The 16,713-nt window shown below is 47.1% G+C and carries 16 protein-coding genes, 3 tRNA genes and 1 pseudogene (1 of these 20 running past the window's edge); all 20 read right to left on the bottom strand.

Going from position 1 to position 16,713, the window contains the following annotated elements:
• Nucleotides 1–1,253, bottom strand: partial view of a lysine--tRNA ligase gene (gene lysS / locus KAH19_RS06280; protein ID WP_210683869.1) — the 5' portion only. The gene continues 721 nt to the left of window position 1, outside the view; the window shows 1,253 of its 1,974 coding nt (coding positions 1–1,253); its start codon is at nucleotides 1,251–1,253; the stop codon falls past the left edge of the window.
• An 18-nt stretch (nucleotides 1,254–1,271) separates the two neighbouring features.
• Nucleotides 1,272–1,748 (bottom strand): transcription elongation factor GreA, encoded by a 477-nt coding sequence (gene greA / locus KAH19_RS06275; protein ID WP_210683868.1) that lies wholly within the window; start codon nucleotides 1,746–1,748, stop codon nucleotides 1,272–1,274.
• An 86-nt stretch (nucleotides 1,749–1,834) separates the two neighbouring features.
• Nucleotides 1,835–2,920 (bottom strand): NAD(P)-dependent oxidoreductase, encoded by a 1,086-nt coding sequence (locus KAH19_RS06270; protein ID WP_210683867.1) that lies wholly within the window; start codon nucleotides 2,918–2,920, stop codon nucleotides 1,835–1,837.
• 9 nt (nucleotides 2,921–2,929) lie between these two features.
• Complete coding sequence (locus KAH19_RS06265) at nucleotides 2,930–3,856, bottom strand: quinate 5-dehydrogenase (RefSeq protein WP_210683866.1); 927 nt, start codon at nucleotides 3,854–3,856, stop codon at nucleotides 2,930–2,932.
• 58 nt (nucleotides 3,857–3,914) lie between these two features.
• Nucleotides 3,915–4,922, bottom strand: a complete 1,008-nt coding sequence (dusB, locus tag KAH19_RS06260; RefSeq protein ID WP_210683865.1) for a tRNA dihydrouridine synthase DusB — start codon at nucleotides 4,920–4,922, stop codon at nucleotides 3,915–3,917.
• A 98-nt stretch (nucleotides 4,923–5,020) separates the two neighbouring features.
• The gene (locus KAH19_RS06255; protein WP_021719714.1) at nucleotides 5,021–5,797 is read right to left on the bottom strand and encodes a type III pantothenate kinase; all 777 of its coding nucleotides are present in this window, start codon (nucleotides 5,795–5,797) and stop codon (nucleotides 5,021–5,023) included.
• Between the two features lie 121 nt (nucleotides 5,798–5,918).
• Nucleotides 5,919–6,917, bottom strand: a complete 999-nt coding sequence (locus tag KAH19_RS06250) for a biotin--[acetyl-CoA-carboxylase] ligase (RefSeq protein ID WP_246869311.1) — start codon at nucleotides 6,915–6,917, stop codon at nucleotides 5,919–5,921.
• A 182-nt stretch (nucleotides 6,918–7,099) separates the two neighbouring features.
• On the bottom strand, nucleotides 7,100–7,891 hold the full coding sequence (locus tag KAH19_RS06245; protein WP_210683863.1) for a transporter substrate-binding domain-containing protein: 792 nt from the start codon (nucleotides 7,889–7,891) through the stop codon (nucleotides 7,100–7,102).
• Between the two features lie 150 nt (nucleotides 7,892–8,041).
• Nucleotides 8,042–8,533, bottom strand: coding sequence for a hypothetical protein (locus KAH19_RS06240; protein WP_210683862.1), 492 nt, complete (start codon nucleotides 8,531–8,533; stop codon nucleotides 8,042–8,044).
• A gap of 7 nt (nucleotides 8,534–8,540) precedes the next feature.
• A complete protein-coding gene (locus KAH19_RS06235; RefSeq protein WP_210683861.1) occupies nucleotides 8,541–9,131 on the bottom strand; it encodes a hypothetical protein in 591 nt (196 codons plus the stop codon).
• A 128-nt stretch (nucleotides 9,132–9,259) separates the two neighbouring features.
• Nucleotides 9,260–9,345, bottom strand: a tRNA-Leu gene (locus KAH19_RS06230).
• Nucleotides 9,346–9,663: 318 nt separating this feature from the next.
• Nucleotides 9,664–9,749 (bottom strand) — tRNA-Leu (locus KAH19_RS06225).
• A 29-nt stretch (nucleotides 9,750–9,778) separates the two neighbouring features.
• Nucleotides 9,779–9,864, bottom strand: a tRNA-Leu gene (locus tag KAH19_RS06220).
• Nucleotides 9,865–9,974: 110 nt separating this feature from the next.
• The gene (locus tag KAH19_RS06215; RefSeq protein ID WP_210683860.1) at nucleotides 9,975–10,595 is read right to left on the bottom strand and encodes a lytic transglycosylase domain-containing protein; all 621 of its coding nucleotides are present in this window, start codon (nucleotides 10,593–10,595) and stop codon (nucleotides 9,975–9,977) included.
• The gene (gene coaE, locus KAH19_RS06210) at nucleotides 10,585–11,193 is read right to left on the bottom strand and encodes a dephospho-CoA kinase (protein ID WP_210683859.1); all 609 of its coding nucleotides are present in this window, start codon (nucleotides 11,191–11,193) and stop codon (nucleotides 10,585–10,587) included. Before coaE ends, KAH19_RS06215 begins: the two co-directional genes overlap by 11 nt.
• A gap of 12 nt (nucleotides 11,194–11,205) precedes the next feature.
• Nucleotides 11,206–12,027 (bottom strand): bifunctional DNA-formamidopyrimidine glycosylase/DNA-(apurinic or apyrimidinic site) lyase, encoded by an 822-nt coding sequence (gene mutM / locus KAH19_RS06205; RefSeq protein ID WP_210683858.1) that lies wholly within the window; start codon nucleotides 12,025–12,027, stop codon nucleotides 11,206–11,208.
• A gap of 30 nt (nucleotides 12,028–12,057) precedes the next feature.
• Nucleotides 12,058–14,655, bottom strand: coding sequence for a DNA polymerase I (polA, locus tag KAH19_RS06200; RefSeq protein ID WP_246869310.1), 2,598 nt, complete (start codon nucleotides 14,653–14,655; stop codon nucleotides 12,058–12,060).
• Between the two features lie 254 nt (nucleotides 14,656–14,909).
• Nucleotides 14,910–15,257 (bottom strand): type IV toxin-antitoxin system AbiEi family antitoxin domain-containing protein, encoded by a 348-nt coding sequence (locus KAH19_RS06195; protein ID WP_246869309.1) that lies wholly within the window; start codon nucleotides 15,255–15,257, stop codon nucleotides 14,910–14,912.
• A pseudogene (locus KAH19_RS11065) lies at nucleotides 15,258–15,323 on the bottom strand (hypothetical protein); the annotation flags it as partial.
• A complete protein-coding gene (locus KAH19_RS06190) occupies nucleotides 15,323–16,555 on the bottom strand; it encodes an RNA-binding domain-containing protein (RefSeq protein ID WP_210683855.1) in 1,233 nt (410 codons plus the stop codon). The pseudogene KAH19_RS11065 and the gene KAH19_RS06190, both read right to left, overlap by 1 nt.
• Between the last annotated feature and the right edge of the window lie 158 nt (nucleotides 16,556–16,713).

Raw genomic sequence — 16,713 nt, 5'->3', positions numbered from 1 at the left:
ATATAAGCCTCGAAACGATCGGTGATTTCGGGGTTTTCGGGGTTGCTCTTTGCCAGCGGGGAAATTTCTTTCGGGTGACCGGTAATAAAGGTAGGCTGAATCAGCTTATCTTCAACATATTCTTCGAAGCAGGCGTTGATAATTTTGCCAATGCCAAAGGAAGGCTCAATAGCCACATTCAGCTCTTTAGCGATAGCGCGTGCTTCTTCCAGATCGGTTACATCGGTGAAATCCTTGCCGGAATATTCTTTTACGGCCTCAATCATGCTCATACGCTTCCAGGGAGAAGCCAGCTCGATAGTAGTGCCTTCATAGTTGATAGTGGTAGTGCCCAGAACCTTCTCAGCAGTCTTAACAACAACCTCTTCGGTCAGGTCCATCATATCGCGGTAATCGGCAAAAGCCTGATAAATCTCAACGCTGGTGAATTCCGGGTTATGACGGTTATCGATACCCTCGTTACGGAATACGCGGCCCATTTCATATACGCGGTCCATACCGCCTACGATAAGGCGTTTAAGGTACAGTTCAGGCGCAATACGCATATAAACCTGCATATCCAGAGCGTTATGATAGCTGATAAACGGACGTGCGGCAGCACCACCTGCGATGGTGTTGAGAATAGGAGTTTCTACCTCCAGGAAATCATGGCTGTCGAGAACCTCGCGTACACTTCTGATAATCTGGCTGCGTTTTACAAAGGTATCACGCACTTCCGGATTAACAATCAGGTCAACATAGCGTTGACGGTAACGGGTTTCAACGTCCTTCAGACCGTGCCATTTTTCCGGCAGCGGACGCAGGGATTTGGACAGCATTTCTACGGAATGAGCTTTAATAGACAGCTCGCCCATATGGGTACGGAAAGCAGTACCGGTAATGCCTACGGTATCGCCGATATCCATCAGCTTAATCAGCGCATAATTTTCTTCGCCGATAACGTCTTTACGTACATATACCTGGATACGGCCGGTCTTGTCCTGCATATCCATGAAGCAGGTTTTGCCGTGGCCGCGGATAGCCATAATACGGCCTGCCATTTTAACTTCGGTTTCTTTTTCGGACAGCTCATCGAACTGCGCAGCGATATCTGCTGCACGATGAGTGTACAGGAAGCGATAGCCGAAAGGCTTCCAGCCATGCTCCTCAATTTTATGCATCTTGTCAATGCGGACCTGCATTTGCTCGTTGATTTCGTTTTCGGTAAGCACTGCAGCTTCTTCTGTATTAGGTTTGTTTTTTACCTCTGCCATTATCGCCCTTGCTCCTTTTTATTTAATTTCTACGATTTCGTAGGACAATTCACCTACAGGGGTTTTAGTAATAACAATGTCATGAACCTTACGGCCCAGAATTGCTGCACCTACAGGGGATTCGTTGGAAATACGGTTTTCGAACGGATCTGCTTCGGTAGTACCAACAATGGTATAGGTTTCTTCATCGCCGGTTTCTACGTCCTTCAGCAGTACGGTAGAACCAAGAGATACAATGCCTGCTGCTTTGCTGGCACTGTCATCGATGATAGTAGCAGTTTTAATCATCTGCTCCAGCTCCAGAATACGGCCTTCGTTTTTACCTTGGTCTTCCTTGGCCTGATCGTACTCGGAGTTCTCGCTCAAGTCGCCCTGTGCTCTCGCTTCTTTCAGGCGTTCAACGATTTCTTCGCGGATTTCGCCCTTACGTTGAGCTAATTCTTCTTGTAATTTTTTTAAGCCTTCAGCTGTTAAAATAGTTTCCTTGCTTGCCATTTTCCTGCTCCTTTATCATTATTTATATAAAAATTTACTTACACACATATATTGATTATATATGTTGCCGGATTTACTTGTCAATATCAGCAGCCATGCACTGCCAGGGCATGCTGAGCGTTATGCTTGACTTCCTCAATATGCTGGGTAGAAACAGCACGTTCAAAATTGCGGAAGCCCGCCATCTTGAAGTTATGCTTATCTGCCAGCTGTGAAATAAGATTGATCTTATTGATATCCAGGGATCTGCCTAAGGAGAAGTTTTCATAACGTCCATCCAGTGCCAGAATCATGGTTTCTGCCATGCACGCATAGGACGTGTGCGGCGGGAAGCCGAAGTTGAAATGAAAATCTACGTCACCTGGCACGTTAATAACGCCGCCTTCGATTACCAGCACATCGTTACGCTTCAGTGATACATCACGCGATACGTTACGCGGACGCGCAACATCGCATACTACGGCACCGGGTTTCAAATCGCCGGGTTCAATCAAAAAGTCGAGCGCACTGGTTACGGTAATAACAATGTCAGCCTCCTGCAGGGATGTGCGGATATCCTGGCTTACGGCAACCTCGCAATGATTTTGCTCAATAAGCTCCTGCGCCAGCTCCTCCAGCGGTCCCATATGACGGGCAACAAGCGTAATATGCTTAACCTCTTTTGCCAAAAGACGTACGGAAGCAGCACCGATAGAGCCGGTGGCACCGACTACGACAGCACGGCATTCCTTCAGGTCCTTGCCCATCATTCTGGCAGCCTGCTTGGTGCCCTGAATAGCGGTAGCAACGGTATAGCTGTTGCCGCTGGTAACTGCTATATCCAGATTTTTTGCTACGGTAATGCCTGCATCACCGACGATGGAAGTGAAAGCTCCCAGGCCGACAATCTTGGCTCCCAGCTCCTGAGCAACCTTGCCGGACTCGATGATTCTGTCCATAACAAATTCCTCAGGCAGCTCCACCATCTGCTTAGCAGTCAGCGGACAGCCGATAAACCAGCCTTCGGCTTCGGCATAAGGACTCTTGATGCCGGTAATATGAGAAACCTTGAAAGGCTTCTTCATTTTCAGACAGGCTTCGATTATCGGGTCGGGAATATACCTCATCAATGGTGATAAGTGTTCCATATCCTGCAGGGATAATGGATGTAGAATAAAAGCAAATTTTTCCATAAAAACAAACTACTCCTTCGTACCAAAGTACTCAACAGAAGATTCTATATGATAATGCTCTAAAAGCTTCAGATATTCATCCGCCGTGAGCGGTTCTTTACCGCCGTGCAATGCAACCAGCATGGCCTCCATAACATTGGTGCCGAAGCTGCGTCCTTGAATACAGGGAGTTGTCGTAATCAGCATTTTGATTCCCGCCTCCTGCAGCATCACTCTATCAGCAGCAGTAACTGTATTAGTAATAATCGTTTTTCCCGGCAGCTTATCCGGCATAAACTTTTTTATATAATGAAAATCACCGGCAATGATATCATTCTCCAGAAAATATTCCGGATGACGCACTACCCGCACTTCCTGATCCTTGCCCATGGGGTAAAACCAGCTTACCGGCAGCTTGGTAACAAGCGGTGCCAACAGCGCTGCCCACCATGCAAGCGCCTTCAGCGAATATAACGGCTTATTGACATTCAGGCCGAAAATAAGGTCACCGAAGGTAACCTCAGCACCTGCCTCCAGCAATGCCTCCGCCATACCAAAGCGGTCCACGCCGCAGACCATCAGCACCTTGCTGCCCTTTATCGGCACCTTGCCGCCGGCCGCAAGTGATTTAATCAGCTTACGCTCCAGCGAATTTTTCAGGCCGCTGCCATCCAAAACCGGTGTTTTTTTTACATTAGCAATCAGATGAGCCGATTCACGGAAAGTATAACGCTTTTTGCCTGCATAAACATATAAATCCGTACCGCCCAGACCGATGGCATCAGCTTTGCCGTCCCAGCGTTCCAGGAGCTGACGTGCTCTGTCAAAATCGCCGTCGGTTCCCCGGCGTTCGATGCTGATTTTGCGTCCTCCCAGTTCCAATATGGCGCCGGCATCACGTTTAGATGACCCCAGACTGATACTTACTACATGTTTTGCGTTGTTAGCTGCTTCCATGTTTTTAACTCCCTAAATGCTTCTTTTACAAATTATTATTTTAACATATTTGCGCGTCTTAGACAATGCCAGATGCAAAATGTTTTTCTGTTTCATAATAGCGATGCGCGCATTCGCTGTATTCTGCCAGCAGCTCCGTAAACTGCTCCTGCGTATCAACCTTATGGAAGCGTCCTCTGAATTCCGCTGCATGCGGCATGCCTTTAAGATAAGCAGAAATATGACGGCGCATCTCTTTTACCGCTACCACTTCGTTCTTGTAAGCAATGAGCATTTCCAGATGCTCCGCCGCCTGCGCCAGACGCTCCTTCAAAGAAGGCGGCTGCGGCAGCGGCTCGCCGCGCAATGCTGCCGCCAGTGCGGTAAACAGCCACGGGTTGCCGTCAGCACCGCGTCCGATCATCAGTCCGTCGCAGCCTGTCTGCTCCAGCATCCGCAATCCGTCCGCTACCGTAAAGATATCACCGTTGCCGAATACAGGCACCTTTACGGCCTGCTTTACGTCGGCAATAATGCTCCAGTCGGCCTTGCCCTCGTAAAACTGCTGGCGTGTACGTCCGTGTACGGCAACAGCGCTCACGCCTGCTGCCTCCACGGCACGCGCAATCTCCACCGCGTTGCGGTTGGCATCATCCCAACCCGCGCGGAACTTTACCGTCACCGGAATCTTTACGGCCTTCACCATCGCCGCCAGAATATCATGCGCCAGCTGCGGATTCTTCATCAGCGCCGAGCCTTCACCGTTATTGACAATCTTCGGCACCGGGCAGCCCATATTGAAATCAATCATATCAGCACCGCTGGCCTCTACCATGCGTGCAGCCTCCGCCAGCTCCGCAGGCACGCTGCCGAAAAGCTGGATGGCCGTCGGACGCTCGCCGTCATCAATGCGCAGCATTTCGGTAGTCTTGACGTTTTTGTACAGCAGGCCCTTGGCACTAACCATCTCCGACACGGTCATGCCGCAGCCCAGACGGCGGCAAATCAGGCGGAACGGCAAATCCGTAATGCCTGCCATCGGCGCCAACGCCAACGGTGCAGACAGCTCTATATTACCAATATTCATAAATATAACTCCTATCGAAAAAAGCTGCCGCGCAGCAAAACGCTACTCACGACAGCTTCAAACTTTTTTCTCACGAGCGACGGAATAAATCCCGGCTCTTATTTAGCGTTTTTTTCGTACAGAATGCGTAAACCATCCAAAGTCAGGAAAGGCTCTACAACATCAATACAATCAGATTCCGCAGCCATAGTATTGGCAAAGCCACCGGTAGCAATAACATAAGCATCGCCGCCGAGCTCCTTCTTCATATGGTTGACAATGCCCTCCATCTGACCTACGAAGCCGTAAATAGCACCTGCCTGCATAGAACTTACAGTATTACGGCAGATAACGGATTTAGGCTTAACGAGTTCGATACGCGGCAGCTTCGCTGCACGTTGGAAAAGCGCTTCTGTAGAAATGCCGATGCCGGGCGCAATAGCACCGCCCAGGTATTCACCTGTCGGCAACAGAGCACAGAAGGTGTTGGCAGTACCGAAATCAATGATAATCATCGGCTTGCCCAAATGACTGAATTTATGGAAGGCTGCCACAGCGTTAACAATACGGTCTGCACCAACCTCCTTGGGATTATCATATTTAATGAAAATGCCGTTTTTAACGCCAGGTCCTACAACCATCGGTTTAATGCCGAAATAGCGCTCACACATGTGGCACAAGGGAATCAGCACCGGAGGCACAACACTGGAAATAATGACGGAAGAAATTTTATCCATTTCCACATCACTATAAGCAAACATGCTGCGCAGCATAATACCAAATTCATCTGCAGTTTTAGAACGGTCTGTAGAAAAGCGCCAGTGTACCTTTAAAGTCTTATCCTCGAAAACACCGGCTACGATGTTTGTATTTCCTACATCCACAACAAGTAACATTCTAAGATCCTCCTCGGAAATCTGCGTTCCATTCGCAAAATACGGCATAAAAGCCTTTTTTATTTTACCACAAAGCGGAAATATTGCAAGAAGAAATTGTAGCTATTTAACGCTCAACTTTTTACGCGTACTCATTCCCCTTAGCCTTCGCCGGACGGATAGAAACATCACCGGCTACAACCTTTTCCTTGCTGCCGTCCTCGCGGCGTACAATCAGCAAGCCTTCTTCATCAATATCCTCGGCCGTACCGAAATAAGTCATATCCGGAGCAATGACCTTTACTTCCTGACCTAAGGTGCAGGAATAACGGCGCCATTCGTCAAATATGGGGCCAAAGCCTTCCTGTACCGCAGTTTCATACAGGTCCTCCATATTTTTGAGGATATCGCACAAAAGCTCTACTCTGGTAAAGGGCTCCGTTGCGGCATCAGCCACGGAAACAGCAAGGTCGCGTACTTCTTCCGGATAATCTTCGGGAGAAGCGTTGGTGTTGATACCGGTGCCGATAACAACATAATTGATATGACCGAATTCGGCATTCATCTCCGTCAGGATGCCTACAAGCTTGCGTCCCAGCAGAAGAACGTCGTTAGGCCATTTGATAGCGGCATGAACACCGGCAATCTTGTTGATAGCCTTTACTACGGCAACTGCTGCCAAAAGCGTACATTTGGAGGCCTCCTGCGGAAGGAACGGCGGCTTCAGCACCACGGAAAACCAGATGCCCTTCGCATAGGGGGAAATCCAACCGCGGGATAAACGGCCTTTGCCTGCGCCCTGCTCCTCTGCTACTACCAGCAGACCGTTTTCACAGCCTTCATTGGCCAATGCTTTAGCAAGATTGTTGCTGGAATCAACACTGTCGCGATAGCAGATATTGCGTCCCAGCCATTTTGTCTGCAGGCGGGACAAAATTTCCTGCGGGAACAGACGGTCAGGAACCTCGCGCAGAATATAACCGCGCTTAGGCACAGACTCAATCTCGTAGCCCTCGTTCTTCAATGCCTGGATATGCTTCCAGATAGCAGTGCGCGAAACCTCCAGCTCCTTGGAAATCTCTTCACCGGAAACCGGTGTCCCCTTACTGTTTCGCAACAGCTCCAAAATACGTTTACGCATATATATCATCCTCTCCGATTCTCTTAATACTCTTTGTTTTACGTCTAAAGCCTGTCTGTGCAGACATTCCGATATGCAAAGAGTAACACCAGGTTAACCAAAAGTCAAGTCTAAAGTGAACGATGCCTTCGATAAAAGTAAAAAACCGCCACACCTAAGTGCAGCGGCTCATAAATCAACCTTTATTTGATATACTGGTCCTCTAGCTTATCAAGCGTACCATCCATATCCTTTTCTTCCATAAAGAAGTTTACGTAGTTCAGCCAATCCTGGTCACCTTTAGCCATCAAGATACCAAAGTGATTTTTCGTGAACGGATCATCTAACAGCGGTGCTGCCAGACGGGCATCATCACGCACATAGCGACGTGCTTCCATAGTTTCGGTAATCATAACATCAGCCTTGCCTTCGGCAATCAGCGCAGGAATTTCTGCATTTTGCTGGTGTACCAAAAGTGTGCAATTAGGCAGATTGCTCAGAGCAAATTTTTCATTAGTGCCGCCGGGATTAACCATAACGCGAACGCTCTTCTTATTCAAATCCGCTTCGGATGTAAATTTCTTTGCATCAGCCTTGCGACAAAGAATCGTCTTACCGAATGTCAGATACCCATGAGACATATTCATTTTTTGCTCACGGGCAAAGGTTCTTGTAACACCGCACATAGCAATGTCAAACTTTCCAGCCATAGTGTCAGCCTGCAGTGTTTTCCATGTAGTCGGTACATATTGCACCTTAACTCCCAAGGACTGTGCCAACAGCTCCGCTACCTCAACGTCAAAGCCTTCATACTTGCCGGTTTCTTTATTAAGATAGCTCATAGGCTTATAATCACCGGTACTGCCGACCAGCAAAACTCCACGAGCCTGAACATCTTCAATTTTTCCTGCCTCTGCGCTCGGAGTCAAAGCACCAATACCACAAATTGTCGTTGCCAACAGCGCACCTACACATAATTTCTTCAAATTTACCATACTACCATCCTTCTTTCTTATCTGCTATGCAGCAGATATTTTGGATGTATTATACAATATTTATCGCCGGTTAGCTAGAATTTTATCACTTTTCCACAGAAACAAATTCAATTAAAGGAAAAGTGTTAAGATATTTACACAAGCAAGCCTCTAATACCATTTGCTCTGCACACGCACCCAGGCACCTGCTCCGCCCTTGCTGCGCACCTGCAGCCACGTGCCTTCATCAACCGGCTGCAGCAAGGTCTTGTCAACCTCCAGCTTAGCAGTTGCTCCCTTTACCGTCTGCACCTCAATAACGCAGGGAGTATTGGCCTTATCCATGCGTGCTTCCGCCAGCTTATAAACATCGCCCTCACGCAGCTGATATTTAGTGCGGTTTTTATCCTCTACTATCTTAGTCTGCACTGCTTTAACCGCAGTAGGCACCGCAAGCTCCAGCTTATCCGTCACATCCAGCTCCTCGCCCTTGGCGAAGCCGCCCGCCAACTGCGCAGTCACAGAAGGCTGACTGTAAAAGCTGTCGCCCTCCTTCACGCTGTAGCTTCTGTCCTTCAGACCAAAAATATTCATACCGATTGCAAAGCCTGCCAGCAGGCAGAGCAATGCCGCAATCCTCATTACCAGCTTATTACTCATCATGCCCACCTCACATCAGCTTCGCATCCGAAAGCGCATTGTATTTCACAAAGCCCGGCTTGCCGTTGAACTCAACCTTTTTCCACTGGCCTACATAAGGAAAGCGCAGCAGATTGGTAGAAAAATCAAGGTCATATTCCTTGTCATCAACTAAAACACGTCCCTTGGTTTCACCGCTGCCTCTGTCCGCCTGCAGCACAAGTACCTGCGTACCGGCAGGAATAATATGCCGCCTTCCGAAAAACTTGCGGAACTGCAGTTGCTGCTCCGTAACAGCATAGCGTTCATCCTTATCCTGACTGGAAACTGTATCAATATAATCCAGCTTAACACCGACAGACAGATAATCAATAACCTTGCCATGCAGCCCTGACGGGTCGCTGTACATAGCAGCCTTATCCTGCAGCACAACGCACTGCAGCCTGCCTGTTTCCACCTTGGCATAATGCAGCTCACTCGTAAGCTTCGCCGCATTGTAATGCGGTGAGGTTTTATTGCTGCTCCAGGCATAGCCTGCTCCGGCGATAAAGCCTATCAGCAACGCCGCCACACACACAGCAGCAGTTTTTCTGTTTATACTCTGCAATTTATCAAATGCCATCAGCACACACTCCCTTAGATAATAATTTCAGAAGCTTATACTATGCTTACATTTTCTCATACTTGCAGAGCTTTCGCAAGCAAAACAAAAAAAGCCCAAGAGCCATGCTCTTAGACCTGAGATTTAAATGGTGCGGTAGAGAGGATTTGAACCTCCACGGGGTCTCCCCCACTAGCTCCTGAGGCTAGCGCGTCTGCCGTTCCGCCACTACCGCATGCTTTATGCTTTTCGTTGCCGTCATAAGCAACATAGATATAATAACACAAACGGCAAGTCATGTCAACACTATTTTTAAATTTTTTCTGCAAAAATTTAAATTAAATCTGGAGGCAGCATTCGAATGCAAGACGCATGCCTTTGAACCATACCCTTTAGCGCCAGAAGCAGATTTTCCCGCCGAATAACTGCTTGATACTTAAGCAAACCTAAAAAAGCTGACTTCTGCATATTGCAGCTGCATTCTTATAATATAGCAAAACAGAAAAACAAAAAAGGACTCATGCGTTAACATAAGTCCTCATTAATTCAATGTTGGTGCGGTCGGTGGGATTTGAACCCACACGGGATTTCTCCCACCACCCCCTCAAAGTGGCGTGTCTGCCGTTCCACCACGACCGCGTCTTTGGGATAAAGTTCATAAATAAAAATGGTGCGGTAGAGAGGATTTGAACCTCCACGGGGTCTCCCCCACTAGCTCCTGAGGCTAGCGCGTCTGCCGTTCCGCCACTACCGCATGCTTTATTCACTTCGTTGCTGTCATAAGCAACATAGATATAATAGCATATTCTGACGCACTCGTCAAGTAATCTTGCGAAAAAAATTTTATAAAATCTTCCTTCGCTATTACTTTATCTTATCCTTATAAAGCAGATAATACTTATCCCTGTCCTGCAGTACCTTGGCAACATATTCGCGGGTATCGGGATAAGGGATAGATTTTATATCATTGAAATTGTAATCCCAGCCGTTTTCCTGCATCCATTCATGCGTCTGTCCGCGCCCTGCATTGTAGGCCACCATCAGCAGTACCAGGTTATGCTGAAATTCGTGCTCCAGCTCGCCTACGTACCAACAGCCCATGCGGATATTTTTTCTCGTCTGGTACAAATCACTGTCCTGATAGTTCTCCAGGCCCATCTGCTCAGCAATCCAACGTCCTGTTTCCGGCATAATCTGCATCAGGCCTACAGCTCCGACTTTGGAAACAGCATCATGCTTAAAGTTGCTTTCATTTTTGATAATGGCAGCGACCAGAAAAGGATCTACATTATTTTTCTTACTGTAGGTCACAATATCCTGCTGATAATCCCACATATAAACGAAGCGCATCTGCACAGTATCGCTGCTCCAGACCTTCCAACCGCCGAAGCCTATGACAAACAGCACGCCAAGAAGCAGCAGCCATCTGTACAGCCTTCCGTGTGTCTTAGTCCGTCTGCTGCGGGCTTTGCGCTTACTCTTCACCGACGCCACCCAAAAGCAGCTTCAGCTGCGAACGCACAGCCTGCATGGTTTCCGCCTGACTGCCGCTGTTGTCCAATACTACATCGGCATATTTTTTCTTTTCTGCCAAGGACATCTGCGCTTCAATGCGCGCATTCACCTCGTCCGCAGTCATGCCGCTGCGCAGCATTGCTCTTTCAACCTGCTGCTGACGGCTGACGGATACCAGCCACACGCTGTCCACATTCTTGTGCCAGCCACATTCAATCAGCAGAGGCACATCCAGCACTGCTGCCTTATGTCCCTGTTTACTGCTTGCAGCCAGAAAGCTTTCTGCCTGCTGCCAGACTATTTTATGGATAATAGCCTCTACTGCCTTCAGCGCTTCTTTGTCATGAAAAATGCGCTCGGCAACCTTGGCTCTGTCAAGCGTTCCTTCCTCGCTCAGATATTCCTTGCCCAATACGGCAATCACCTGCGCCAGGCCTTCGCTGCCTGCAGCTACTGCCAGACGTGCTTCGGCATCCGCATCAAAAACAGGCAGTCCCAAACTGCGCAGCTCTGCCGAAACTGTACTTTTACCGGAAGCAATGCCTCCCGTCAAACCTATTGTTATCATTATTCTCCACTCCTACCTTTGGCAATGCTCACAATAAACCGTGCCTCTGCCGCCTACCTTGGTTGTCTGCAGCAGCGCACCGCATTTTTTACAGGGCTTGCCGCCTCGGCCGTATACCAGCAAATGATTCTGGTTATCGCCCTTATTTCCTTCGCCGTCCTTATAATCACGGAAGGTTGTGCCACGATTTTTGATGCCCTGCGCGATTACCGCATTGACTGCCTCACACAAGCTGCCTACCTCAGCAGCGCTCAGGCTGCAGGCTTTGCGCATGGGCAGAATGCCGGACAGAGCCAGACATTCATCGGCATAGATATTGCCAAGACCGGCAATAATCTGCTGGTCCAGAATAAAGCTTTTGATAGCCTTCTTGCTTTTTTGCGCCAACGGCAGCAGATATTCGGCAGTAAAGCCTTCACTCAGCGGCTCCGGTCCCAGAGTTTCGTAGCCTTCAATATATGTATCGTTATCGGTTACCAGATACAGTGTACCGAAGGTACGGATATCCGTAAACCACATTGTTACGTCATCAGAAAGCGTAAACTTTATTTTAGCGTACGCCGGTGCAGGTGCGGCTGACGGCTGCGCCAACAGTGCGCCTGTCATGCGCAGATGCACTATCAGCTGCTGATTAGGTGCAGTCTGCAGCACCAGATATTTGCCGCGTCGGCCCACGCTGCTGATGGTTTTGCCCACCAGTCCTTTGATAAAGGCATCAGGCTGAGGATATTTTATCAATCGCTCCAGATATACTTCTACTGCTAAAATTTTCTTTCCTTCTATATGAGGCGCAAGTGTTTTGCGCACCTGCTCCACCTCAGGCATTTCCGGCATAGGTCTTCCCCTCTTTCCGTAAAGTATCCGTTATTTTGTTTCCGCCCAGTCGCGACCGCAATTAACGTCGGCCAGCAGCGGAATATCCAGTGACGCAGCACCTTCCATGGCTGTGCGCACAAGCTGTGCTACCTGCTCCTTCTCATCCTCAGTAACTTCCAGCACCAGCTCATCGTGTACCTGCAGCAAAATTCTGCTCTTGCACTGCGCCTTATCCAGCTCGCGCTGCACGGCAATCATAGCCTTCTTCATGATATCTGCGGCAGTTCCCTGAATCGGGGTGTTGATAGCTGTACGCTCCGCAAAGCTGCGAAGATTGAAATTACTGCTGCGGATTTCCGGCAGATAACGTCTGCGTCCCATCAGTGTGCTGACATAGCCTTGCTCACGTGCCTTGGCTACAATATCTTCCATATATTTTTTTACGCCTGTATAGCGTTCAAAATAGCTGTCAATATAACCTGCTGCCTCTTTGCGGCCGACATCCAGCTGTTTGGCCAGGCCAAAATCGCTGATGCCGTAAACAATGCCGAAGTTAACAGCCTTCGCACGGCTGCGCATTTCGGGCGTTACTTCTTCAAGCGGCACACCGAAAACCTCGGCAGCGGTGCGCGCATGGATATCCTGACCATGACGGAAGGCCTCCAAAAGCAGCTCATCCTGAGCAATGCAGGCCAGAATACGCAGTTCAACCTGCGAATAGTCACAGCTCATCAGCAAATCATATCCTGCTCCCGGAACAAAAATACGGCGAATCTGTCTGCCCTCCTCCGTGCGTGCAGGAATATTCTGCAGGTTGGGATCAGTGCTGGACAAACGGCCTGTTACCGTTACCGTCTGCTGAAAGTGCGTATGAATGCGTCCCGTTTTAGGATTAATCAACGGCTGCAGACCTTCCAGATAGGTGGACTGCAGCTTCGCCAGCTTGCGGTGCTCCAGAATGGTGGCAATCAGAGGATGCTTGCCCTCCAGTGCTTCCAGTACCTTGGCATCGGTAGAATAGCCTGTTTTCGTCTTTTTGATTACCGGCAGCTGCAAGCGTTCAAATAAAATCACGCCCAACTGCTTGGGAGATTTCAGGTTAAATTCTTCGCCCGCCTGTTCCTGTGCCAAAGCCTCCAGCTTGGCAATACGGTGCCCCATATCCTCGTTCAGCTGCAGCAAAAGCTCCTTATCCGGTGTAATACCGGCAAACTCCATCTGCGCCAGCACCGGTGCCAAAGGCAGCTCAAATTCTTCATACAGCTTGAGCTGCTGCTGTTCAGCCAACAGGCCACGCAGCTTAGATGCAAGCTGTTGCAGATTTTCGCAAGGCGTTGCCAGCACTCCCGGCAGATTGCGGCGGCTCAAATCCTCCAGACTGTAGGAGCTGTGGCCGGGGTCGGCAACATAGCCTGCCAAAGCAACATCATCCGCTATTCCATGCACCTTCACCTTGCGGCACAGGCAGCATTTATAAAGCTCCTTGCTGTCTATTGTTATCTTTTTGCTGTCCGCGTCTGCCAGCCAGCTGTCGAATTTATCCCAACAACCGCTTTGCGCGTCCAGCACATAAATTTTATCATCAACCAAAATTTCGGCACTGCTGAAATACAGCTCCGGCAGCTGTCCTGCTACCTGCGCATGCACAGCAACAGGCTGCTTTGCTTTGGCCAAGGCTGCAAACAGCTCCTCTGCCAGCTGCGGCGTATTTACCGCAAGCTGCGGCAGGCCTTCCTGTTCGACAGCTTCACCGAAAAGGTCAAAGCTGTCCTGCGCACCGCCAAGTACCGCGGCAAAGCGCTCGTACATATTGCGAAACTCCAAATCCTGCATCAGGGTGCGTGCTTCCTCCTTCATCGGCTGCAGCTCGTAGGTCTGCACAGCGGTATCAACCGGTGCTTCCGTGCAGATTGTTGCCAGCTGCTTCGACAGTAATGCAGATTCCTTATTGTCCGTCAGCTTCGTCTTTAACGATTTGCCGGAAACCTTCTCGATATTCTCCAGCACCGTTTCAACATTACCGTATTCCTTAATCAGCTTCATTGCTGTTTTAGGACCTACGCCCGGCACGCCGGGAATATTATCCGAGGTATCACCCATCAGGCCCTTCAGCTCAATCAGTTGCTTAGGCTGCAGGCCCTCGTAATTGGCAGCAAATTCCGCCTCATCAAAAATCTGGATATCACTGATACCGCGCTTGGTATAAAAAACCTTGGTGCGCTTATCAATAAGCTGCAGCTCGTCGCGGTCACCGGTAACAATGATAACCTCAACCTCCGGCGGTGCCTGCACAGCAAAGGTACCGATAATATCATCGGCCTCATAATCATCCAGCTCTAGCGTGCGTATTCCCATGCATTCCAAAACCTTCATCGCCAAAGGAAACTGCTCGCTCAGCTCGCTCGGAGTAGGCTTACGCTGCGCCTTATACTCCGCATACAGCTTACTGCGAAAGGTTTTGCGCGATTTATCAAAGGCAACCGCCATATAACGCGGCTTCACCTCATCCAAAAGCTTCAGCAGCATATTGCACAGTCCGTACACTGCTCCCGTATGGATACCCTGACGCGTAGTCAGCGGCGGCAAAGCAAAAAACGCTCTATGTATTAAGCTGCTGCCATCTATTACTAAAAATTTATCTGCCATAACTGCTCCTCCTCTATGCCGCTCACATAGAATAAACATTAATGTAATTATTATATCATAGCAAGGCAAGAAAATATGTAACTAAAATGTAAGAAAGGGCAAAGTTTATACCGGCCTTCAGCATATGGCGTTGCATTATAAAAAAGCCCGACAGTATCACTGTATCACTTGGCGATACTATCGGGTTCTGTTGAGTTATCGTGAAATACTAAAAGGAGCGAAGAAAAGCAGAAAGAGATGCTGTTAAGCTATATTTAGCAAATTTTATACTTAGCATATCTGCCACTTTGAGAAAGCTCAATTTCCCCATTAGCTGTCATTCGTTTAATTAAGTTATATGCTAACGTATCAGATAATCCTAATAATTCCATTACATCTCGTTTGGTGAAAATACCATTCTGCGTTCTAGCTAATTTTATAACAAGTTCTTCGTGTCTAACATCATCTATGCCTGACTGTCTAACATACTGCATATTAGAATTATTGTTATAATAATATCTTTTACACAACATAAAGCTACGCGTTTTACCTTTACCAACTGCTTCAATAGTTCCTCTTTCTACCAATTGTTCTAAAGATACAGTCAGCTTATTCTTCGGCAATTTAGTTAATTCCGCAATTTGATCTAAACTGCTCCGTCTATATTCTCGCAAACAAGATAAAATCATTAAAGCATAAATTGATAAACCTTTTTTATCACGTTTTTTTCTGATGTAATCAATTTAGCAAACGCAATGTCAGCTTTAGCCCTTCTTAAATATAACCTTACATTTCGGCTTGTTGATTCAGAATAATCAGGCAAAGGTCTGCCATAAACTATCGAACCTTCAAAAATTCTATCAATACCTCTGCCTGTTTTCTCTGCAAGACCTATACGTTTCAATGCGTCAGTTAAAGCAGGATTCCTACCATGTGGTTCAACTATAAGCAAATTGTTTATATTTACACCTTCAATAAAGCCTCCCGGATTTGTAATAGACATTCCTTCGTCATCAATTAGAACTCTTACATTTCCCAACATAGAATAATCTCTATGACAAAAAGCATTTATTAAGCCCTCACGAATAGCAGCATAACTAAACTCTGGTACAGGAATTCTAAACAAATCATATTCAAACTCATTCTCCGAATTCCAAGGCTTAATATAACTTTGAAAAAGTTCCAAAACTTCTAATATAGGTTTTGATGTTTCTTCATTAACTTTAACATTAGTTCCCTCTAAAACCTGAAAAGTTGCTTTAGCAGTCGGCACTAACCTACCCAAAGAATCTGATTTACCCAACAACAATAAACCTGTCATTGTTGGTATCAACTTATCACCATCTTTAGAAATCAACCTTAAAGCAAATTCTAATTCTTCATCAGTTAACTCTAATAATGTCTTTTCTCCACCTGGATTGGACCTTATGATTTCTTTTAGCCTGTTCAATTGTAAAGGATCAAAATCATCTAATGTTGCCCCAGCTATTGGCTGTGCTGATACGTCTAACAAGCTTAACTCTGATAACCTGCTTGTTATTTCATATGCGTACATAGGTACTGCTTCTGGGCTACCATCAAGCTTTAATCTTCGCTTCAATATTTTTCCTGAAGATGTAGAAACGACTGCCCTACTCATAGGAATAGCTATTTTCATTACGTTATGTTGATTTTCAATAACTATTTCTGCCCTAACAGAAACTGATGGAATAGTATTATTAGCTATTAAAGCAACCAAACCAATAGCATCCATATGACTTTTATGTAATCCCGTAACAATACCATTATCTTCAACACCTAAATACAAGATGCCTCCATTAGTATTCGCCATAGCAGAAACAGCTTCAATTATATCTTTATCAGGATAACGTTTAACGTCACTTTTAAATTCAATTTCCAAAGTCTCCTTTTTCGGTAACATAATTGCACCTTCTTTCTAACTCGTTTTTAACGCATTAAAATTGTTCTCTATCTAATTTTAACTCGTTTAACTCGTTTTGTCCAGTTCACATCACGCAAGACAATCAAATAGATATATTTTTATAGCTAAATATTTGATAATTATTGCAATCACATAAA

Origin of the sequence: Phascolarctobacterium sp. Marseille-Q4147, assembly GCF_017968825.1 — a bacterium.
GTDB lineage: Bacteria > Bacillota > Negativicutes > Acidaminococcales > Acidaminococcaceae > Phascolarctobacterium_A.
The sequence above is the reverse complement of the archived record's forward strand: the minus strand, read 5'-3'. Positions and strand labels throughout refer to the sequence as shown.